This window comes from Streptomyces yangpuensis, assembly GCF_001005295.1.
Classification (GTDB): domain Bacteria; phylum Actinomycetota; class Actinomycetes; order Streptomycetales; family Streptomycetaceae; genus Streptomyces; species Streptomyces yangpuensis.
Genome location: NZ_LBMK01000003.1, coordinates 1,080,847 through 1,099,082, shown reverse-complemented (window position 1 = coordinate 1,099,082; position 18,236 = coordinate 1,080,847). Strand labels below are relative to the sequence as shown.

The following is an 18,236-nucleotide window of genomic DNA, read 5'->3' as shown; positions in this document are numbered from 1 at the left end:
GGCGTCACCTCCCCGGGCCGGGGGTCGTTAGGGCCTGGGGGTTGACTCGGGGGGCGAAGGGATGGCGGTATGCGGCAGTTTCCTCTGGAGATGCACCACGTGGCACCCGGCAGGGTGGTCGAGTGGCGGCTCAGGTCCACGGCGGCGGAGGCTCACGGGCCGGACGACCCGGCGAGCCGGAAAGCGTCCTTCAACCAGGACAAGCACTTCACCGTCGCCGAGGAGAGCCGGGCCGCCGACGACCCGGTCGCGTCCTGGGTCGCGGTCACCTTCGAGGTGACCGGCCCGCTGGACGAACGGGCCCTGGCCCAGTCGCTGCTGTCCTTCGTCCAGCGGCACGAGGTGCTGCGCTGCGCGTTCCGGCGGCTGGCCGGGGAGGTGGCCTGCGAGCCCTTCGCCCCGGACTCGCTCACCCTCGACCCCGAGCACGTGGGCACGTTCGAGGACGCCGGAGTGCTGAGCGACTTCCTCGTCGAACGCTTCAAGCGGAGCATCGACACGCTGTCCTGGCCCCTGTTCATCATGGGTGCCGTGGTCCGCGAGGATTCGGCGACCGTCTACCTCGCCTTCGACCACATCGTCTGCGACGGCATGTCGATGCCCATCGTCGCCCGCGAGGTGCTGACCGCCTACGAGGGCCTGTGCCGCGGCGAGGAGGCCGAACTGCCGCCCGCGCCCAGCTATCTCGACTTCGCCGAGGAGCAGCGCCGCCGCTACCTGTCGATCGACGCCAGCGACGGACGGCTGGACTACTGGAAGGCCTTCATGGGGCCGTCCGGCGAGTTCTTCCCGCGTTTTCCCCTCGACCTCGGCGTGGAGCCGGGGCGGATGTACCCCATCGTCAACGAGGCGTCGATGCTGCTGGACGCCGGTGAGGCGGAGGTCTTCGAGAAGACCTGCCTGGCGGTCGGCGGGAAGCCGTTCATGGGGGTGCTGGGCTCGGTGGCCGTGTGTCTGCGGGAGGCCGGCGGGCCGGGTGTCTACCGGGGGTTCATGCCGGTCAGCGAGCGCGGCCGGAGCACCTGGACGAACTCGGTGGGCTGGTTCGTCAACACCCTGCCGATCGAGTTCGACGCCTCGCCCGGGCGGGACTTCGCGCAGGTGATGGCCTCCGTCCGGGCCGGGTTCAGCGAGATGATGACCCACCTCGACGTTCCGTTCGTGCGGGCGTGGGAGCTGCTGGCGCCCGAGGAGTTCGCCGCCCGCTCCTGGCCGTACCCGGTGAACTTCTTCTCCTACATCGACATGCGCAAGTGCCCGGGTGCCGAGCGCCACGACGACTGGCGGCCCACCACCCATGTGTGGTCGGCGCGGGCCAACGGGGCCTGCTCGTGGTTCCAGCGCGACACGGAGGGCCTGCACATGAACTCCATCTACGTCGACACCCCGGCGGCCCGCCGGACCATGGGCGACTTCCAGGAGGCGCTGCGCCGCACGGTCCAGGACGTCGCCCGGTCCGGGGGGTTCCGCCGGCCCGTCGCCCTGACCCCGCAGCGCCGGCCGGTACGGAGGACCCCGCTGGACGTGGCCGCGTTCGCGCGCCGCGGCTGAGCCGGGCCCGGGAACGCGGATCAGAGGCGGGCCGCACGCCGCAGGAGCAGGGTGCGTTCCTGCCCGTTGCGGGTGAGTGAGGCCGCGCGTTCGAACTCGGCGCGGGCCTCGCGCGGCCGGCCGAGGCGCTCCAGCAGGTCGCCCCGTACGCTCGGCAGCAAGTGGTAGGCGCTCAGGGCCGGTTCCTCCGCCAGGGCGTCGACGAGCGGCAGGGCGGCAGCCGGTCCGTGGGCCATCGAGACCGCCACGGCCCGGTTGAGTTCCACGACCGGTGAGGGGGCCAGCTGGGCCAGCCGGCCGTAGAGGGTGGCGATCGTGGCCCAGTCGGTGTCCTCGTAGCGGACGGCGGCCGCGTGGCAGCCGGCGATCGCGGCCTGGAGGGAGTACGGGCCGCTGCCGGCGCGGCTCATCGCCCGGACGCCCCTGGTGATGAGGAGGCGGTTCCATCGGGCCCGGTTCTGGTCGGCGAGCAGCACCGGTTCGCCGTCGGGGCCGGTGCGGGCGGCCGTCCGGGACGCCTGGAACTCCAGCAGGGCGGCGAGACCGTGCACCTCGCCCTCCTCGGGCATGAGGGCCGCCAGGACACGGGCCAGCCGCAGGGCGTCCTCGCAGAGCGCGGGCCGGACGAGGTCGTCACCGGAGGTGGCCGAGTAGCCCTCGTTGAAGACCAGGTAGATGACCTCCAGGACCGAGGAGAGCCGTGCGTCGCGGTCGGCCCCGTACGGGACCTCGAAGGGCACCCCGGCCTTGGCCAGGGTCCGCTTCGCGCGCACGATGCGCTGGGCGACGGTGCTCTCGGAGGCGAGGAAGGCGCGCGCGATCTCCTGGGTCGTCAGTCCGCCGACGAGACGCAGCGTGAGGGCGATACGGGCCTCGGTGGCAAGGACGGGGTGGCAGGCGGTGAAGATCAGGCGCAGCAGGTCGTCGTCGATGTCATCGGGTTCGGCCGGTTCGGCGGGCGGCGGCTCGTCCTCCAGGATCCGGCCGACCTCGGCGAGCTTGCGCGCGTACGTCTCCTTGCGGCGGACCAGGTCGATCGCGCGGTGCTTGGCGGTCGCCATGAGCCAGGCGCCCGGACGGTCCGGGACGCCCGACTCGGGCCATTGCTCCAGTGCGGTGACGAGGGCGTCCTGGGCGATCTCCTCGGCGATGCCGACGTCCCGCACGATGCGGGTGACGCCGGCGATGATCCTTGCCGACTCGATCCTGAACACCGCTTCGACCGCCTGGGCCGCATCCACTGCCGTCACGGCCACCCATCAGAGCAGCCGTGACGCGGCAGGGCAACGCGGCACGAGCGGGCGGGATCACCTCGCGGTGTGGTCCTCACCGGCCGGAGCTACATCTCCTGGATCTCGCGGACCTCGGCGCTGACGTTCCACTCCGCCGGGTGGATCTCCAGGAACCGTCGCGTCCACTCGATGGCCTCGGCCTTGTCCTTGCACTGGCAGAGGGAGTAGCCGCCGACGACCTCCTTGGTCTCGGTGAAGGGTCCGTCGGTGTAGCTGATCTTCCCGCCGGACCAGCTGAGGCGGGTCCCCTCGGAGGAGGGGAGCAGCCCGGCGGTGTCGAGCATGACGCCGGCCTTGGTGATCTCCTCCAGCAGGGCGCCCATGCGCTGCTCGAACTCGGGCGGGAACTCGTTGGGGGGCAGGTCCTTCTCGTTGATGCGGATCATCGTCAGGAAGCGCGGCATGGTGGCTCCTCGGTCGTGCGGGCGGGGTCGTTCCCCGCCTCTCACCCATGCGTCGAACGGGCGGCGCCCGGATCGACAGCCCTGCGGAAAATTCTTCGGGGAATTTTCACGGGGCCGGGCGCGACCGGGCCGCAGGCGGGAACCGCCCGCGTGTCCCGTCCGGTACCGGCCTCCCGGCGCGATCAGAATCGGGAGCATGAGCCCTGAAGGCCCGGATCCGGCGCGGGCCCGCCCGCCGGAGCGGCGGCGGCGTTTCGACGCGGTGCACCTGTGGATCACCACGGGGGCGAGTCTGATCGCGCTGGCTGTCTCCCTCTACAACCTCGTGGTCCTGCACCGGCAACCCGATGTGGACGTGGCGTTGCCGCACGTGGTGCGTCTCGAACCGAGGGGGCCGGGTGGGAACGTGCACCTGTTCCTCCAGCCCACGATTTCCAGCCGGGTCCGCACCGAGGACGTCGAGATCATCACCGACGCGGAGCTGCGGCTGCTGCCGGGCGATCCGAAGGTCGCGCGCCCGGCGTTCTACTGGGACGAATCGGGCACCTACAGCTACGACCACGCGTCCAACCGGCTGAGCTACCAGCGCACCGCCGACCCCACCCCGCTCGTGGTCGCCCAGGACAGCCCCCAGCAACCGACGCTCCTGTTCAACGCCCACACGTGGACGGTCGGTCCGGGCAGGTACGAGGGGACGCTCGTCCTGCACCGTGCCAGTACCGGGAGCCCGATCGAGAAGCCGTTCTGCCTCACGGTGTCCGCCGCGGCCGTGCGGACCTTCACCGCGGCCCCCGAGCGCACGTTCTTCGAACTGCGCGACGACGTCCCGGGCACGCCGGGCGCCTGTTACACCTTCTGACGCGCCGCGGCGGCTCCCCGCGTGGTCAGCGGCTGTCGCCGGTCCAGTCCCAGTGGCCCGGGTCGCCCGCGCGGCGGCGGTAGTGGGCGCGCCCGCCCGCCCCGTAGCGTCCTATCTCGGTGGGGAGGCGGGCCTCCTCGTCGAGCTGGGGCGTGCTCCAGCCCGTGATGTCCAGGAGGAGGCCGTCGAGCGGGCCGCCGACCAGTTCGCCGTAGTCGTGGCCGGGGCGCGGGCCGGGGTCGGGGTCCTCGTGGTCGGCGCCGTAGACCCGGCGCCGGAGCATCCTGTCGTCCATGCTGATCAGCTTCACAGGCGCCACTGACAACGGCCCGGCGACCGCCGGTGCGGGCGGCGGCGATGATGGGGGCCGCGCACCCTGTGGAGGGGCGCATGAGCGAGGAGCGAGACGCATGGCACACGGGGTGCACCGGCCACAGGAGGACGCGGAGTTCGACTTCGTCCTGTCGATGGCGAAGGGTCCCGTCCTCGCCTATTTCTGTGGCACCTGGCCCAGGGCGGTGGAGGCCTGCCGCGCGATGGACACGGTCGTCGGTGAGCTGGTGCGCGAGTACGGGACGCGGTTCACCGCCGTCCGCACCGATATGACCCGCTGCCCCGGGCCGACGAAGCGGTACGGCGTGGCCGGGGCGCCGACCGTCGTGCTCATCGAGGAGGGCGAGGCGGTCGCGAGCCAGGCGGGCCCGATGAGCCACGAGGAGTTCCGGGCGTTCCTGGACGCCCACCTCTGACTTCACGCCCGCCAACACCTCCGCGGGGATCCGGTGACCCGAAGACGAAGTACAGGAAGCCGATGCCGCCCGCCCGACCGGCGACGTGTGTGCCTCGTCGTGCCTGCTGCCGAGGGCGTGCCGGACGAGGGAGTTCTCGCGGTGGCTCCCGGTGCCGAAGCCGGCCTGCAGCAGCATGCGATCAGCGTAGCCACGGGGTCGGACAACGGACTTCCTGTACAGTTGTCCAGGAAATTGCTCTTCCCTCGTCACCGTCCAAGAAATGGAGGCGGCCATGCAGACGGTCGCTTGGATCCTGATCGGCCTCGTGGCCACGCTGCACACGTACTTCCTGGTCCTGGAGATGTTCCTGTGGCAGCGGCCGCCGGGCCGGGCGCTGCACGGCTTCGACGCGGACACCGCCCGCCTGACCGCGCCGCTCGCCGCCAACCAGGGGCTGTACAACGGCTTCCTCGCCGCCGGCCTGGTCTGGGGGCTGGTCATCGGCTCGCTCGCCACGCAGGTCTTCTTCCTCGTCTGCGTGATCGTGGCCGGCGCGTTCGGGGCGGCCACCGCCAACCGTCGGATCCTCTTCGTGCAGGCTGTACCGGGCGCTCTCGCGCTCGGTGCCGCGCTGCTGGCCGCATGAGCCCGCACGGCCGTCCGCAGGACCGGGCGGAGGACCCCCGCACGGCCCGGACGAAGGCACGACTGCGCGAGGGCCTGCTGGCCGAGTGCGCCGGCCGGCCGCTCGCGGAGGTCAGCGTCTCGGCTGTGGTCCGCCGGGCCGGCGTCGGGCGGGCCACCTTCTACCTGCACTACGAGGACCTCACCGCGCTCGCCGTCGACGCGTGCGCCGACGTCGTGCACGCGGCGGTCGACGCCCTGCACGCCTGGCAGGCCGGCCCCTCGCCGCTCCCTCCGGTACGTCCCCCTGCCGCGCTCGCCGAGTTCCTGACGGGGACGGCCGGCCGGGCACCGCTCTACCGCACCCTGCTTCTCCGGGGCGGCGGCGGCCCCCTCGGCGACCGGCTGCACCGGGAGCTGCGCGCCCGGGCCCGTGCCGAACGCGCGGCGGTCGGCGCACCCCGGCCCGAACTCGTCGCCTCGGCGGTCGCCGCGACCTTCACCGGGATCCTCGCGGACTGGCTGCACGGGGAGATCCCGGCGGATCCGGACGACCTGGCGGATCACCTCTGGCGCCTGCTCCTGGCCCTGCACCGGGCCATCCCGTAGGGGGCGCGCCGCGGCCAGGGCGCAGAAAACCCCGCCGGAGGACCGGCGGGGTTCCGTTCACGGCACGGCTCGTGCGTGGCTACCCGATGGGGACCACGTTCTCGGCCTGGGGGCCCTTGGGTCCCTGGGTGACGGTGTAGTCGACCCGTGCGTTCTCCTCCAGCGACTTGAACCCCTGGGTCTGGATCGCGGAGAAGTGCACGAACACATCAGGACCGCCGTCGTCCTGCTGGATGAAGCCGAACCCCTTCTCCGAGTTGAACCACTTCACGACACCTGTTGCCATCTTGCTGATCCTTCACAACGGTCCACTGCGGGCCGCACACGCGGCCGTCTCGATCCTGCCCAACGGTCCCCCAGAGCACACGCCGGACGCGGCCAACCGGGGCGCGTCGCACATTCGAACTTACGGTCGCCCTGTCGGTGATACGAGGGACCCAGGCCGTCCGTACGGGCTCAGACACCCTCGTCGGCCGCCGGAAGCGGTACCGCGGTCCGGGGTCCGGCGTCCGCCGCGACGGCCATGCGGGGGCCGGCAATCCGGCAGCCCAGACAGCCGGGCGTGCCCGGTGCGGGCCACCGCGTCCCGCACGCGCCAGTCCCATTCCGCCTCCGGGCGGGAGCCGCTCGGCTTGCCCCAGCCCGCGAGGTGCAGCAGCCAGGTGACGGCCCTGGCCAGGACCACGACACCGAGGCCGATCAGGATCCCGGGCGGCCAGGAGCTCGACGCCCCGGAGGGCCTGCCCCCCGCTGGTACCATGGGCGGTTGACCATCTTCTTTTCTTCTTCTCCCCCCGCTTCGAAAGGTCCTGCATGAGGAACCCGTCAGCTCATGGCCGCTTCGGTGTGAAGGGCGGTGCGAAGGGCGGCGCCAAGTCCGCCGCCAAGGCCCCCCGCAGCATCGGGCCGCAGGGTGAGTTCGCGATGCCCGAGCCGAAGTCGCCGGCGCTGGCGCCGGTGGAGTCGTTCTCCGAGCTCGACCTGCCCGTTGAGCTGGTGGAGACCATGGCCTCCCTGTCGGTGACGCAGCCGTTCCCGATCCAGGCGGCCACCCTCCCGAACGCCCTCGCCGGGCGTGACGTCCTCGGGCGCGGCCGGACCGGCTCCGGCAAGACCCTCGCCTTCGGTCTCGCCCTCCTGGCACGCACGGCGGGACGGCAGGCCGATCCGAAGCGGCCGCTCGCACTGGTCCTCGTACCGACGCGCGAGCTGGCCCAGCAGGTGACCGAGGCGCTGGAGCCGTACGCGAAGGCCCTGCGGCTGCGGATGGCCACGGTGGTCGGCGGGCTGTCCATCGGCCGTCAGGTGAGCGCCCTGCGAACCGGCGCGGAGGTCGTCGTGGCCACCCCGGGGCGGCTCAGCGACCTGGTCGGGCGGCGCGACGTGCACCTGGAGCGGGTGGCGATCACGGTGCTCGACGAGGCCGACCAGATGTGCGACATGGGGTTCATGCCGCAGGTCACGGAGATCCTGGACCAGGTGCACCACGCGGGTCAGCGGATGCTGTTCTCGGCGACCCTGGACCGCAATGTCGACCAGCTGGTGCGCCGGTACCTCAAGGACCCGGTCTCGTCGTCCGTCGACCCGCAGGCGGGCGCCGTGACGACGATGGACCACCACGTCCTGCACATCCACGCGGCCGACAAGATCTCGGCGGCGACCGAGATCGCGGCCCGCGACAAGCGCGTGCTGATGTTCCTCGACACCAAGCACGGCGTCGACCAGTTCGTGAAGCACCTGCGCGCGATGGGCGTACGGGCCGAGGGGCTGCACAGCGGCAAGTCGCAGCCGCAGCGGACCCGCACCCTGGCCCAGTTCAAGTCCGGGGCCGTCACCGTGCTGGTCGCGACGAACGTCGCCGCGCGCGGCATCCACATCGACGACCTCGACCTCGTCGTCAACGTCGACCCGCCGGCCGACCACAAGGACTACCTGCACCGCGGCGGCCGCACCGCCCGGGCCGGCGAGTCCGGCCGGGTCGTCACCCTCGTCACCCCGAACCAGCGCCGGGACATGGTCCGGCTGCTGTCCGACGCCCGGATCCGGCCGACGATCACGCAGGTGCGGTCCGGTGAGGCAGCACTCAGCCGGATCACCGGCGCGAAGGCCCCTTCCGGCGTGCCGCTGTCCGGCGCCTCGCCGACGGACGCCAAGGGCAGGCCGTCGGGGACGGAGCTCGGTTTCCGCGGCATCGGTACGCGGCCGGGCCGGCCCGGGAAGGGCAAGGAGTCCCGCAAGACGCTGGAGGCCCGCCAGCAGGCCGAGGCGCGGCGCGCCGCCAGGGTCCGCCGGGGCATCTGACCGCACACGGACCCCGCCGCGTCGGCCCTGGTCAGGCGCTGGTCACCCGGGCAGCCTGGGCCGAGGGGCGGCGGGCGGTCACTCGGATGACGGGGTCCGACGCGTCACGGGGTGTCCGAGGCGACGGGGCGCCTGCGCAGGCGGTCGGCGGCGGCGTTGCGGACGCGGCGGGTGCGGGCGTCGGCGGCGAGGAGTTCCAGGGCCTCGTGAGAGGTGAGCAGCCGGACCGCGGTGCGCTGGCACCAGTCGGAGGATCCGGTCAGCTCGGCCGGGGACCAGGGCTCCCCGCGGGTGACGGCCATAAGCAGGCTCCATTCCCGCAGCCGGAGCTCGGGGAAGGCCCGGCCGGTGAGTACGCCGGACATGACCCGCGCCCAGGCGGTGAACGCGTCGTCGGCGAGCAGACCCGCCGCCCGCCGGTCGAGATGGGTGACCACCGCGCTCTCGGCCATCACCCGGTCGGGATCGCGCAGTACGGCGGTCACCGCCTCGGCCTCGGCCGCGGTGTCCTCGCCCGGTACCGCGGCCAGGGAGTCCAGGTGGCGGAAGTAGCGCCAGTGCTCAGGGGGTGTGCCGGCGTCGGGGAGGGTCATCGGGCGGCACCCCCGCACGCCTGGCCGGCCTGGCCGCCGCCGGTGGCCGGCGTCACCCGGACGGCGGCCACCAGGGTCAAGGGCGCCCCCGCCGGTATGACTATGGCCGGTTCTCGCTGCTTCTTGCCTGTCCGCATGGCACCCATTCCACACGACGGGCGCGAACGGGCGGCTGCCAGGGTGCCATCAGGACGGTTGCCGGGGCGCTCGTCCACCCGGCCCGGGCGGTCAGACCTGCTCGAAGTGGACCGACTTGATGAAGCAGTCGCGGGGCTGGCCGATCGCGAAGAAGACACAGTCGACAGATGACGATGCGGTGGTGTTCAAGTGCCATGCCTGCGCTCCTGATTCGTGGTCGATACACATGATCTCAGGTGCGGGGCGGGGCGGTTCGGGTGCGGTCCGGGGACGGGTCAGATCTGGCCGGGCAGCGGCGCCCCGGTCTCCAGCAGCGTCTTGAGGCTCGATGCGAGCATCGGCCAGGCCTGCCGGCACATGCCGATCAGGCGGCCGCCCGGCTCGAACCCCTCGTGGCGGATCGTCAGCCGGGCGAGGGTGTCGCCGACCGGCTCGATCTCGTACGTCACCTTCGTGCGGGGCGCCTCGGCCAGCTCGGCCCGCAGCTCCTCGTCGATCCCGGCCGCGGCCGCCCACTGCGGGCTGAAGGTGTGCCAGGTGTAGGACAGCAGGCGGTCCGGGACACAGCCGAGGACCAGCTGGCCGGGGTCGCTGGTGCGGCTCCCCCGTTCGACCCAGTCCATCGCCGAACCCACCGCCCAGTCGGTCTCGAAGCTCAGCCCCCAGTACCGGCGGGTGAGGGCGGGGTCGGTGAGGGCCTGCCAGACCCGCGACGGATCTGCCTGGATGTAGAGGGTGTAGGTGATCGCGCTGTCGCTCATGGCCCCATGCTGCGGGACCGCGGACCGTGGACGGCGGATTTCACGGTCCCGGCGGTGGCGGGAGCCCCCGGCCGCGGGTCACCAGCGCACGCCCTCCTCGGGGACCTCCGTCAGCGGCGTCCGGGCGGGGGCAGGGAGGCCCAGGCGGGCGCGGGCCGCGTGGACCGCGGCGAGCTCGTCCTCGCCGGCCGGGCCCCAGTCGCTCAGTTCCCGGACCTGTTCGGGGGTGGCCAGCAGCCGGGCGTACGCCGGGTCCGCCGCCGGCGGGAGGCCGGCGAGGCGGGCGGCGACGCGGGCGTGGAGGCCCTCCTCGCCGCAGCGGTAGCCGAGCGGGGCGGACCCCGTGGCGGGCGCGGCGGTCGGGGGCGGGAGCTGGGCGGCGCCGGTGGCCCGGGCGATCCGGAGCAGGACCCGGCCGTCGGGGGCGAACAGCCAGGCGGAACGGTCCCGTACGGGCAGCTGGGCGGGGACCGGGCCGCAGTGCCAGGCACCGCGCTGCGGGACCCGGCGGGCGCGGAGCACCCCGAGCCGGTCGAGGGCGGTCGGCGCGGTGGGGCGGCCGTCCTCCAGCAGGGCGGCGCCAGAGCCGTTGATGCGGGCGCGCAGGGCGGCCAGGGCCCGGCGGGCGTCGCCGGGGTCCATCAGGGCGGGCAGGTCGGCCGGCTCGGCGAAGTGGATGCCGGTGATCTCCTGTGCCGGGAGGCGGACGGCGTCGATCCGGTCCGGCGTCCAGGTCCCGCCGTCGTAGACGTGCAGGATCTCGCCGGGGAAGCGCATCTCGGGCGGGAAGCCGGGCGTGTCGGCGGGGATCCAGTCCACGGCCAGGCCGCGCGGGTAGCGGCCGTCCACGCCGAGCTCCTCGCGCAGCTCCCGGGCGGCCGCCGCGGACGGCGCCTCGCCGGCGTCGATCGCCCCGCCGGGGAGCATCCGGTCGGCGCGGTAGTCGACGCTCTGGACGAGGATCCGGCCGTCGGTGTCGGTCACGAGGACCACGGCCGCGGTCCAGACCACGGCGCGCGAGGCACCGTACTCCTCCGGGGTCATCCAGGTCCCCGGGTCGCGCTCACGATCGTCGCTCGCACCGCGGTCGGTCGCGCTGTGGTCGGTCAGCTGCGGCATCGGGACTCCGTTCACCTGGGTGGACCCGCCGCCTGTGCAACAGCGGGCACGGCCCGGGGGTTACGGCGGGCAGCGGAGGCGGAACCCGGCAATGCGCTGTGCCGCTCCCATACCTCCTTATTACCGGGTTATGTCGCCGTTGGTACGGTGCGGGAGCGGACTGGCGGCATGAACACCGCCGGTCCGACCAACTTCAGAGGGCGGGACAGGTCCGGCCGGGGCGGGAGCAGGAACAGCAGTGGCGGGGACAGCGGTGGGAACGGGGACCGGAGCGGGAGCGGCGGGCGGGCGGGGCGGCGGAGCCGGCCGGCTGGCCGGGGTCGACGCCGTGCGCGGGATAGCCGTCCTCGGCATGTTCGCCGTGCACGTGGGCCCCAGCCCGCAGCCCGAGGGCGCCGGCTACCTGCTCGTCGCGGCGGACGGGCGCGCCCCCGCCCTCTTCACGCTCCTCGCGGGCTTCTCCCTGGTCCTCGCGCAGCGCGGCACGGATCCGGCGCGGCGTCCCGAGGGCTGGGCCTCCCGGTGGCGTCCGCTGCTGATCCGCTGCGCGGTCCTGGCCGTGCTCGGCCTGTATCTGGCCTCGCTGTGGCCGGGGATCCTGGTCATCCTCGCCTTCTTCGCCGTGTACTTCCTGGCCGCCGAGCCGTTCACCCGGCTCTCCACCCCGGTACTCACCGCCGTGGCGGGCGCGTCGGTCGTGGTGGGGCCGCTGCTGTCGTTCCTGCTGGGCCCGCTGTTCGGGTACGGCTCCTCCGGGCGCGGCCTGGTCCCCGAGGCCGCGGACCTGACCAGCTGGCCGGGGCTGGGCGCGGCGGTGTGCGAGCTGCTGCTGACCGGGGCCTATCCGCTGGCCACGTACTTCCCGTACGTCCTGGCCGGAATGGCTCTGGCCCGGCTGTGCGACGTGCGGGAGCGGGTCATGGCCCGGCGGATGGCGCTGTGGGGCACGGCGGCCGCGGTCGCCGGGTACGGCTCCGCGTGGCTGGCCACCCATGCGTTCGGCACCCGGCAGCGGCTGCTGGAGGCGATAGCGGTCCACCACCCGGAGGCCATGGCCGCGGCCGACCCCGTCCGTGAGGTGCTGAGCAGCCAGTTCGGCGCCGTGCCGAGCACCTCCTGGGACTGGCTGCTGCTGGCCGATCCGTACAGCCAGACCCCGCTGGAGACGCTGGGCAACGCGGGCGTCGGCTGCGCCCTCATCGGCCTGTGCGCGCTGGCCGCGCGGCACGGGGTCGGTGCCCGCCTGCTGCGGCCGCTCACGGTGCTGGGGGCGATGGCTCTGAGCGCGTACGTCGTCCACGCGCTGGTCCTGGCCGGCCCGGCCCACGGCGCCGCGTCCTGGTCCGCGTGGATCGCCTTCAGCGGCGCGGCGCTGGCCCTGACCTGGGCCTGGCAACGGATCTGGGCCGGCAGCCCGCTGCGCCGCGGCCCGGTGGAACACGCCCTGCGCCTGGCCACCCGGATGGGGGCCCGGGCGTAGTCCCCGCCCGGCCGTCCTCCCGCGCCGGTCCGCCGGGCGGACAGGGGGCGGGAAGCGGGAGGTGGGAAGCGGGGGGTGGCCCCGCGCCTTCGGGTTCCGAGCCCCCCACCCCCGTGGGGGGACTCCGATCCGGAAGGAACCTCCCGTACGTCGCCGGGTGCCGGAGCGCCCCGCGAGAACGATCACAACGCTAGGGCCGGGCAGCCGCCTTGCCCCATGGCAGCGGGCGTCAGCAAGGGGACCGAACGCGCCACGAGGGGACCCGGCACGCCGTATTGGGGACATCAGACCCCAAACCGCGGCAATGAGCTGGCATTTCACGCTGGACTATGCTCACCCCCTGTGGTTTCGCATGCGCACCTGGGGACAACGTCCTCCGCCCTCGCCCGCCTGAACGTCGATGCCGCGCGTCTGCTCGGGATCCCCCCGACCGGGTACGTGCACCTGCTGGGCATGGCTCCCGAGCACCTCAACGACGACCTGTGCCGGCCCCCCGCCATCACGAGCATCCGCATCGCGGAGCTGGCCACCGTCCACGCTCCCTGGACCGAGGTGGCCTTGCTGATGACGCAGCGGTCCGGCGTCGGGAGCCTCGGGGTCTGGGACTACCTGATCACCTCCGCCCCCACCCCCCTCGAAGGGATCCGGGACGCCGCGGCCTATCTCGGCGCCGTCGTCGACACCGGCACGGACCAGCTCCGGATCACCGAGGACGGGGACCGCGTCACCCTCAGCCACGTCAACCGGGGCGATCTGGACCACGAGGCGGCCTGCGCCGTCCGCGCCTGCGCGCTCGGCGTCTACCTGCGCCGGCTGAGCGAGGCCGCCCGGCGGCCCCTCGTCCCGCTCCGCGTGGCCCTGGCCGCCGAGGCGCCCCGCCGGTACGAGGCTCTGACCGAGCTCTACGGCACGCGCGACATCACGTTCGGGGCGCCGGTCAGCTCGATCACCCTGCGTACCGCCGACCTGACGGAGCCGGCACCGCACGCCCAGCCCGGACTGTCGGCCGTGCTCCGCAGACACGCCGACCAGACCCTGGCCACGGCGACCCCGCTGCGTGACTGGCTGGACCTCTTCCGCAGCGCCCTGGCCTCCGTCCACGACGAAGGCATGCCGTCCCTGGCCACCGTCGCACACCGCATGGCCGTCAGCCCGCGGACCCTCCAGCGGCGCCTCGACGAGCACGGCACCACATGGAGCGGCGAGGTCGAGGCCGTACGCCGGGACCGTGTCGCGCGGCTGCTCCACACCACCGGGCTGAGCATCGACGCGATCGCCGCCCGCAGCGGCTACGCCGACGCCCGCGCCCTGCGCCGGGCCGTCCAGCGCTGGTACGGGACCACGCCCGCCGCCCTGCGCCGCACCGGCACCCCGCACGGCGGCCTTCCGCCCGTAGGGCCGCCGGGAGCCGTCCTGCCGGCGGGGGCTACGGGCCCGCGCGGAGCCCTGCCGGGGTGAGGCCGGTGCAGGCGCATGGTGCGGGTCAGGTGGCTCTGGTCGGCGAAGCCGCAACAACATCGCGCTGACCGCTGACCCTCCGGTCGACGGCCGTCGCCGTCATCGCCGTGGGGTCGGGCGCGTTACCCATCGAGACGTGCGGGTCAGCGGTGGAGCCGGCGGGTCCAGTCCTGCGGCACCCGGCCGGCGGGCCCGGGGGCCGGCTGGTCAGCGGGGTGGTCACCCGGCGGGGCCAGCGCGGGCCCGGACTCGTACATCTCGCTGCCGTCGTAGTCCCAGAACCACTCCTCGCCCGGTTCGAAGCTCTGCACCAGCGGGTGTCCGGTGGACTTCCAGTGGGCGGTGGCGTGCTGGGCGGGTGAGGAGTCGCAGCAGCCGACGTGGCCGCACTGGGCGCAGCGCCGCAGGTGGAACCACCAGCCGCCCACCGCGTCGCAGTCGGCGCAGCCGGTGCCGGTCGGCGGGACGCTCGGGTCGATCCCCTTGATGTCGGTCATGCGGGCTCCTCGGCGGTCTCGGTTCCGGGCGCGTTCCCGGTTCCGGTCCCGGGTTCGGTCCCGGTTCCGGGTTCGGTCCCGGTTCCGGGTTCCGGCGCGGTCAGGGGCAGCAGCACCTGGAAGCGGGTGTCGCCGGGGACGGACTCGACCTGGAGACTGCCGTGGTGCTTGTTGACCACGATCCGCCAGGAGATGTCCAGGCCGAGCCCGGTGCCCTCGCCGACCGGCTTGGTGGTGAAGAAGGGATCGAAGATGCGGCCGCGGATATCGGCCGGGATGCCGGGACCGGTGTCGCGGAACTCCACCAGCAGCCGGTCGCCCTCCCGTGCCGTGCGGACCGTCAGGGTGCCGTCGCCGCCGGTGCTCCCGATGGCGAAGACGGCGTTGTCGACGAGGTTGGTCCACACCTGGTTGAGCTCCGCCGGGTAGGCGGGCACCTTTGGCAGGGAGTGGTCGTAGTCCTTGACCACCCGCACCCGGGGGCCGATCTTGCCGGACAGCATCAGCAGGGTGCTGTCGAGGAGTTCGTGGACGTCGACGACGCGGGTCGGGGCCCGGTCGAGCTGCGAGTACTGCTTGGCGGCGTCGACGAGGTGGGAGATACGGGTGGTGGAGTCGTCGATCTCGTCCATCAGCAGTTCGGTCTCGACCGAGTAGTTGAGCCAGCCGATGGCCCCGGGGAGGATGTCGGCGTCCACTGCCGCCGCGACCTGCTCCAGCCAGTCCACGTCCAGTCCGGCCTGCACGAAGGTCGGCGCGATCCGCCAGCCCTCCGTGAAGCCGTGGTCGTCGAGCCAGTCGGCGAGTTCGTCCTCCCGGTCGGAGGCCTCCAGCGGGCTGAGCGCCGTCGCCTTCGCCTTCGCGACGCGTTCCACCGTGCGTTCCTGGACCTCGATGAGGTCGGCGATAGCCTCGCGCGAGTAGTGGCCCTGGGCGATGACGGCCAGCTTGTGCCGCATCTTCCCGACGCGTTCGCGCAAAGTGGCGGTGGCCCGGACGGCGGCCGCGGCCGGGTTGTTGAGCTCGTGGGTGAGACCGGCGGACAACGACCCGAGGGCGAGCAGCCGTTCCCGCTGGCCGATGGCCCGCTGGGTGTTCTTCGCGCCGAAGAACAGCCCTTCCAGCAAGTGTGCGGCCATCGGGAACCACTCCTGCATGAAGTCGGAGAACGCCAGGGCCGGGAGCACGAAGAACCGGGTCGGCTCGGTCACCCGCATCGAGTTGGTGTACGTCTGGGGCACCCGGTCGCCCAGGTAGGCCTGCATGGCCCCCGCATACACGCCGCGCTGCGAGGTGCGGCTGACCTCGATGTCGTCGCCGCCGACCCGGCGGGACAGTACGACGGTGCCCTCGATCATCACGTAGAAACAGGAGGCGGGGTCGCCCTCGGTGTACACGGGCCCCGCCTCGAAGCGTTCCACCCGCCCCTCGGCACACAGCTGGCCGAGTTGCTGCGGGGTGAGCTTCTCGAACAGGAACAGCGAGGCGATCTCCTGCGGGTCGCAGTGCACGTACTCCCCGCTCATGACTGCTCCAGGTAGCGGTGGACGAGCATCACGGCCATGGCTCCCTCTCCGACGGCGGACGCGACGCGCTTGGCGGACTGGGCCCGCGCGTCGCCCGCGACGAACACGCCGGGAATGTTGGTCTCCAGGTGGTAGGGCGGCCGGTCCAGCGGCCACTCGGCGGGCGGCCGCCCGTCGGGGGTGAGGTCGGGGCCGGCCAGGATGAAGCCGCGGTCGTCGCGCAGCACCGTGCCGCCCAGCCAGTCGGTCAGCGGGGCCGCGCCGATGAAAACGAACATCCATTGCGCGTCGACGAGTTCCGTCGCGCCGGTGTCGACGTCGCGCAGGGCCAGCCGCTCCAGGTGCTCCTCACCCTGCGCGGACTCCACGATGGTCCGGGTCCGCACGGAGATGTTCGGCGCCTCCTCGATCTGCTGGATCAGGTAGTACGACATCGACGCCGTCAGGGACTCGCCGCGTACCAGCAGGGTCACCGACTTCGCGCCCCGTGCCAGGTACATCGCCGCCTGGCCGGCGGAGTTGGCGCCGCCGACGATGTACACGTCGTGCCCCTGGCAGGAGGCGGCCTCCGTGAGCGAGGAGCCGTAGTACACGCCGCGGCCGGTCAGGTCGTCGCAGCCCGGCGCCATGAGCTGCCGGTAGGAGACGCCGGTCGCCAGGATGACGCTGTGCGCGGCGACGGACGAGCCGTCGGAGAAACGGACGACGCGTGCGGGGCCGTTGACCTCCAGGCCGGTGACCTCCCGCGCGGTGAGGATCTCGGCGCCGAACCGGCCGGCCTGGCGGCGGGCACGTTCGGTGAGCTGGGCGCCCGACACGCCGTCGGGGAAGCCGAGGTAGTTCTCGATGCGGGAGCTCTGCCCGGCCTGACCGCCGGTCGCCGACCGCTCGACCAGCACGGTACGCAGGCCCTCGGAGGCCCCGTACACGGCCGCGCCGAGTCCGGCCGGGCCGCCGCCGATGACGACGAGGTCGTAGAAGTCGGCGGCCGGTGTCGTCGCGAGGCCCACGTGGGCGGCGAGGTCGGCCGCCTCGGGCTCGATCAGCACGGTGCACTCGGGGGTGACGACCAGGGGCAGCCGCTGCCCGTCTGCGCCGGCCGCCTCCAGCAGCCTGCGGCCCTCGGGCTCGTCGGAGGAGTACCAGCGGTACGGCACCTGGTTGCGGGCCAGGAACTCCCGCACCTGCGAGGAGCGCGCCGACCAGCGGTGTCCGACGACCTTGGTGGCGGGGACGGGGCGGTAGTCGCTGGACCGCCAGGCGGTGAGCAGGTCGTCGACGACCGGGTAGAGCTTCTCCTCCGGCGGGTCCCAGGGCTTGAGGAGGTAGTGGTCGAGGTCGACGACGTTGATCGCGTCGATCGCCGCGTCGGTGTCGGCGTAGGCGGTCAGCAGGACGCGCCGCGCGCCCGGGTACACGTTCAGAGCCTGTTCGAGGAACTCGATGCCGTTCATCTGCGGCATGCGGTAGTCGGCGAGGATCACCGCCACCAGGTCGCCGCGCAGTTTCAGCTCGCGCAGTGCCTCCAGCGCGGACTCGCCGGACTCGGCGCGCACGATCCGGTAGCCGGCCCCGTAGTGGCGCCGCAGGTCGCGGGCGACGGCACGGGAGACCCCGGGATCGTCGTCCACGGTCAGGATGACGGTCCGCGCTGGTTCGGCAGCCTGCGTCATAGGTCTCCCACGAGCGGCCCGGTCCGGCGGCGCGGCGAGCCGCCCGCGCCGGTTCCCGCCCATCGTATGTTCGATCGTCCGGATCCGCTCCGGGCGGCCACGGAGCGTGCGTCCCCGGTGCACGGCGAGCATCCGCCCGCCGGTGCGGCCGCCGGATGGTTTCGGGCCGGAGGGGAGCAGTCACCCGACCGTGTGACGGGTGCCGGTCCGGGCCCCGCCGGTGCGGCAGGGTGGCCGGATGCAGCTGCGCCGGGCTCTGCCCCTGACACTTGCCGCGCTCGTCATGACCTCCGGATGCGTGACGGTGTACCCCTCCCCCGTACCGGACGCACCGGGTGCGGCGCCGGCTGCGGCTGCGGCTGCGGCGGCGGCGGCCGGGAACCGCGGACTGCCGCCGGAACCCGCGGATGCCGCCCGGCCGTTGGTCCCGTTGCCTCCGCCAAAGGCCACGGAACCCGCCGCCGTGCCGGACGCGCGGGTGCCCGTACCGGCGTCCGTGCCCGCGTCCGGGCCGGCGTCCGTGCCCGCGTCCGGCCCGGCGCCGGCGCCGCGCCGGCTCCGGGCCGCCGCCCGGGAGCCGCAGCGCCCGCCCCGCAGGGCCAAGCCCCCCAGGGCCTGGA

At 73.3% G+C, this 18,236-nt stretch carries 18 protein-coding genes and 1 pseudogene; 8 read left to right on the top strand and 11 right to left on the bottom strand.

The window, feature by feature from the left end; all coding sequences use genetic code 11:
- Positions 1-69 precede the first annotated feature (69 nt).
- The gene (locus AAT21_RS20170) at positions 70-1,551 is read left to right on the top strand and encodes a condensation domain-containing protein (RefSeq protein WP_046778173.1); all 1,482 of its coding nucleotides are present in this window, start codon (positions 70-72) and stop codon (positions 1,549-1,551) included.
- A 20-nt stretch (positions 1,552-1,571) separates the two neighbouring features.
- Here the strand turns inward: AAT21_RS20170 and AAT21_RS20165 are convergent, their stop codons facing one another.
- Together AAT21_RS20165 and AAT21_RS20160 are read right to left on the bottom strand one after the other, a co-directional pair.
- Positions 1,572-2,792, bottom strand: coding sequence for an RNA polymerase sigma factor (locus tag AAT21_RS20165; RefSeq protein WP_046778172.1), 1,221 nt, complete (start codon positions 2,790-2,792; stop codon positions 1,572-1,574).
- 98 nt (positions 2,793-2,890) lie between these two features.
- The gene (locus AAT21_RS20160) at positions 2,891-3,247 is read right to left on the bottom strand and encodes a YciI family protein (protein WP_046778171.1); all 357 of its coding nucleotides are present in this window, start codon (positions 3,245-3,247) and stop codon (positions 2,891-2,893) included.
- 196 nt (positions 3,248-3,443) lie between these two features.
- Between AAT21_RS20160 and AAT21_RS20155 the strand changes: the two genes are divergently transcribed.
- Entirely contained in the window at positions 3,444-4,106 is a 663-nt protein-coding gene (locus AAT21_RS20155) for a hypothetical protein (RefSeq protein WP_046778170.1), read from the top strand.
- A 25-nt stretch (positions 4,107-4,131) separates the two neighbouring features.
- Here AAT21_RS20155 and AAT21_RS20150 read toward each other — a convergent pair whose 3' ends face one another.
- Positions 4,132-4,401, bottom strand: coding sequence for a hypothetical protein (locus AAT21_RS20150; protein ID WP_046778541.1), 270 nt, complete (start codon positions 4,399-4,401; stop codon positions 4,132-4,134).
- A 115-nt stretch (positions 4,402-4,516) separates the two neighbouring features.
- On the opposite strand from AAT21_RS20150, the gene AAT21_RS20145 reads away from it, so the two are divergent.
- From AAT21_RS20145 to AAT21_RS20135, 3 genes are all read left to right on the top strand, one after another.
- Positions 4,517-4,855: a thioredoxin family protein gene (locus AAT21_RS20145; protein WP_046778169.1), complete on the top strand. Its 339-nt coding sequence runs from the start codon at positions 4,517-4,519 to the stop codon at positions 4,853-4,855.
- Between the two features lie 274 nt (positions 4,856-5,129).
- Positions 5,130-5,483, top strand: coding sequence for a DUF1304 domain-containing protein (locus AAT21_RS20140; protein WP_046778540.1), 354 nt, complete (start codon positions 5,130-5,132; stop codon positions 5,481-5,483).
- Positions 5,480-6,070: a TetR/AcrR family transcriptional regulator gene (locus tag AAT21_RS20135; protein WP_046778168.1), complete on the top strand. Its 591-nt coding sequence runs from the start codon at positions 5,480-5,482 to the stop codon at positions 6,068-6,070. The genes AAT21_RS20140 and AAT21_RS20135 overlap by 4 nt, the downstream gene beginning before the upstream one ends.
- A gap of 79 nt (positions 6,071-6,149) precedes the next feature.
- Here AAT21_RS20135 and AAT21_RS20130 read toward each other — a convergent pair whose 3' ends face one another.
- A complete protein-coding gene (locus AAT21_RS20130; protein WP_030848526.1) occupies positions 6,150-6,356 on the bottom strand; it encodes a cold-shock protein in 207 nt (68 codons plus the stop codon).
- A 527-nt stretch (positions 6,357-6,883) separates the two neighbouring features.
- On the opposite strand from AAT21_RS20130, the gene AAT21_RS20120 reads away from it, so the two are divergent.
- Complete coding sequence (locus AAT21_RS20120; protein ID WP_079025822.1) at positions 6,884-8,371, top strand: DEAD/DEAH box helicase; 1,488 nt, start codon at positions 6,884-6,886, stop codon at positions 8,369-8,371.
- 104 nt (positions 8,372-8,475) lie between these two features.
- Here AAT21_RS20120 and AAT21_RS20115 read toward each other — a convergent pair whose 3' ends face one another.
- The 4 genes and pseudogenes from AAT21_RS20115 to AAT21_RS20105 all read right to left on the bottom strand — a co-directional run bounded on the left by AAT21_RS20115 (position 8,476) and on the right by AAT21_RS20105 (position 10,982).
- Positions 8,476-8,964 (bottom strand): hypothetical protein, encoded by a 489-nt coding sequence (locus AAT21_RS20115; RefSeq protein WP_046778166.1) that lies wholly within the window; start codon positions 8,962-8,964, stop codon positions 8,476-8,478.
- Positions 8,965-9,192: 228 nt separating this feature from the next.
- Positions 9,193-9,282: pseudogene (locus AAT21_RS36920) on the bottom strand (SDR family NAD(P)-dependent oxidoreductase); the annotation flags it as partial.
- 95 nt (positions 9,283-9,377) lie between these two features.
- A complete protein-coding gene (locus AAT21_RS20110) occupies positions 9,378-9,863 on the bottom strand; it encodes an SRPBCC domain-containing protein (RefSeq protein WP_046778165.1) in 486 nt (161 codons plus the stop codon).
- A gap of 78 nt (positions 9,864-9,941) precedes the next feature.
- Positions 9,942-10,982, bottom strand: a complete 1,041-nt coding sequence (locus AAT21_RS20105) for an NUDIX domain-containing protein (RefSeq protein WP_235438950.1) — start codon at positions 10,980-10,982, stop codon at positions 9,942-9,944.
- 238 nt (positions 10,983-11,220) lie between these two features.
- On the opposite strand from AAT21_RS20105, the gene AAT21_RS20100 reads away from it, so the two are divergent.
- Together AAT21_RS20100 and AAT21_RS34575 are read left to right on the top strand one after the other, a co-directional pair.
- The gene (locus tag AAT21_RS20100; RefSeq protein WP_157879740.1) at positions 11,221-12,462 is read left to right on the top strand and encodes an acyltransferase family protein; all 1,242 of its coding nucleotides are present in this window, start codon (positions 11,221-11,223) and stop codon (positions 12,460-12,462) included.
- A 342-nt stretch (positions 12,463-12,804) separates the two neighbouring features.
- Positions 12,805-13,920 carry an AraC family transcriptional regulator gene (locus AAT21_RS34575; protein WP_052757890.1) on the top strand — a complete coding sequence of 372 codons (1,116 nt, stop codon included), beginning with the start codon at positions 12,805-12,807 and terminating at the stop codon, positions 13,918-13,920.
- Positions 13,921-14,063: 143 nt separating this feature from the next.
- Here the strand turns inward: AAT21_RS34575 and AAT21_RS20090 are convergent, their stop codons facing one another.
- From AAT21_RS20090 to AAT21_RS20080, 3 genes are read right to left on the bottom strand one after another with little or no spacing between them, the layout of a single operon-like run.
- A complete protein-coding gene (locus AAT21_RS20090) occupies positions 14,064-14,417 on the bottom strand; it encodes a UBP-type zinc finger domain-containing protein (protein WP_046778163.1) in 354 nt (117 codons plus the stop codon).
- Positions 14,414-15,943, bottom strand: a complete 1,530-nt coding sequence (locus AAT21_RS20085; RefSeq protein ID WP_046778162.1) for an ATP-binding protein — start codon at positions 15,941-15,943, stop codon at positions 14,414-14,416. The genes AAT21_RS20090 and AAT21_RS20085 overlap by 4 nt, the downstream gene beginning before the upstream one ends.
- On the bottom strand, positions 15,940-17,616 hold the full coding sequence (locus AAT21_RS20080) for an NAD(P)/FAD-dependent oxidoreductase (RefSeq protein WP_046778161.1): 1,677 nt from the start codon (positions 17,614-17,616) through the stop codon (positions 15,940-15,942). Before AAT21_RS20080 ends, AAT21_RS20085 begins: the two co-directional genes overlap by 4 nt.
- Positions 17,617-18,236: the final 620 nt, after the last annotated feature.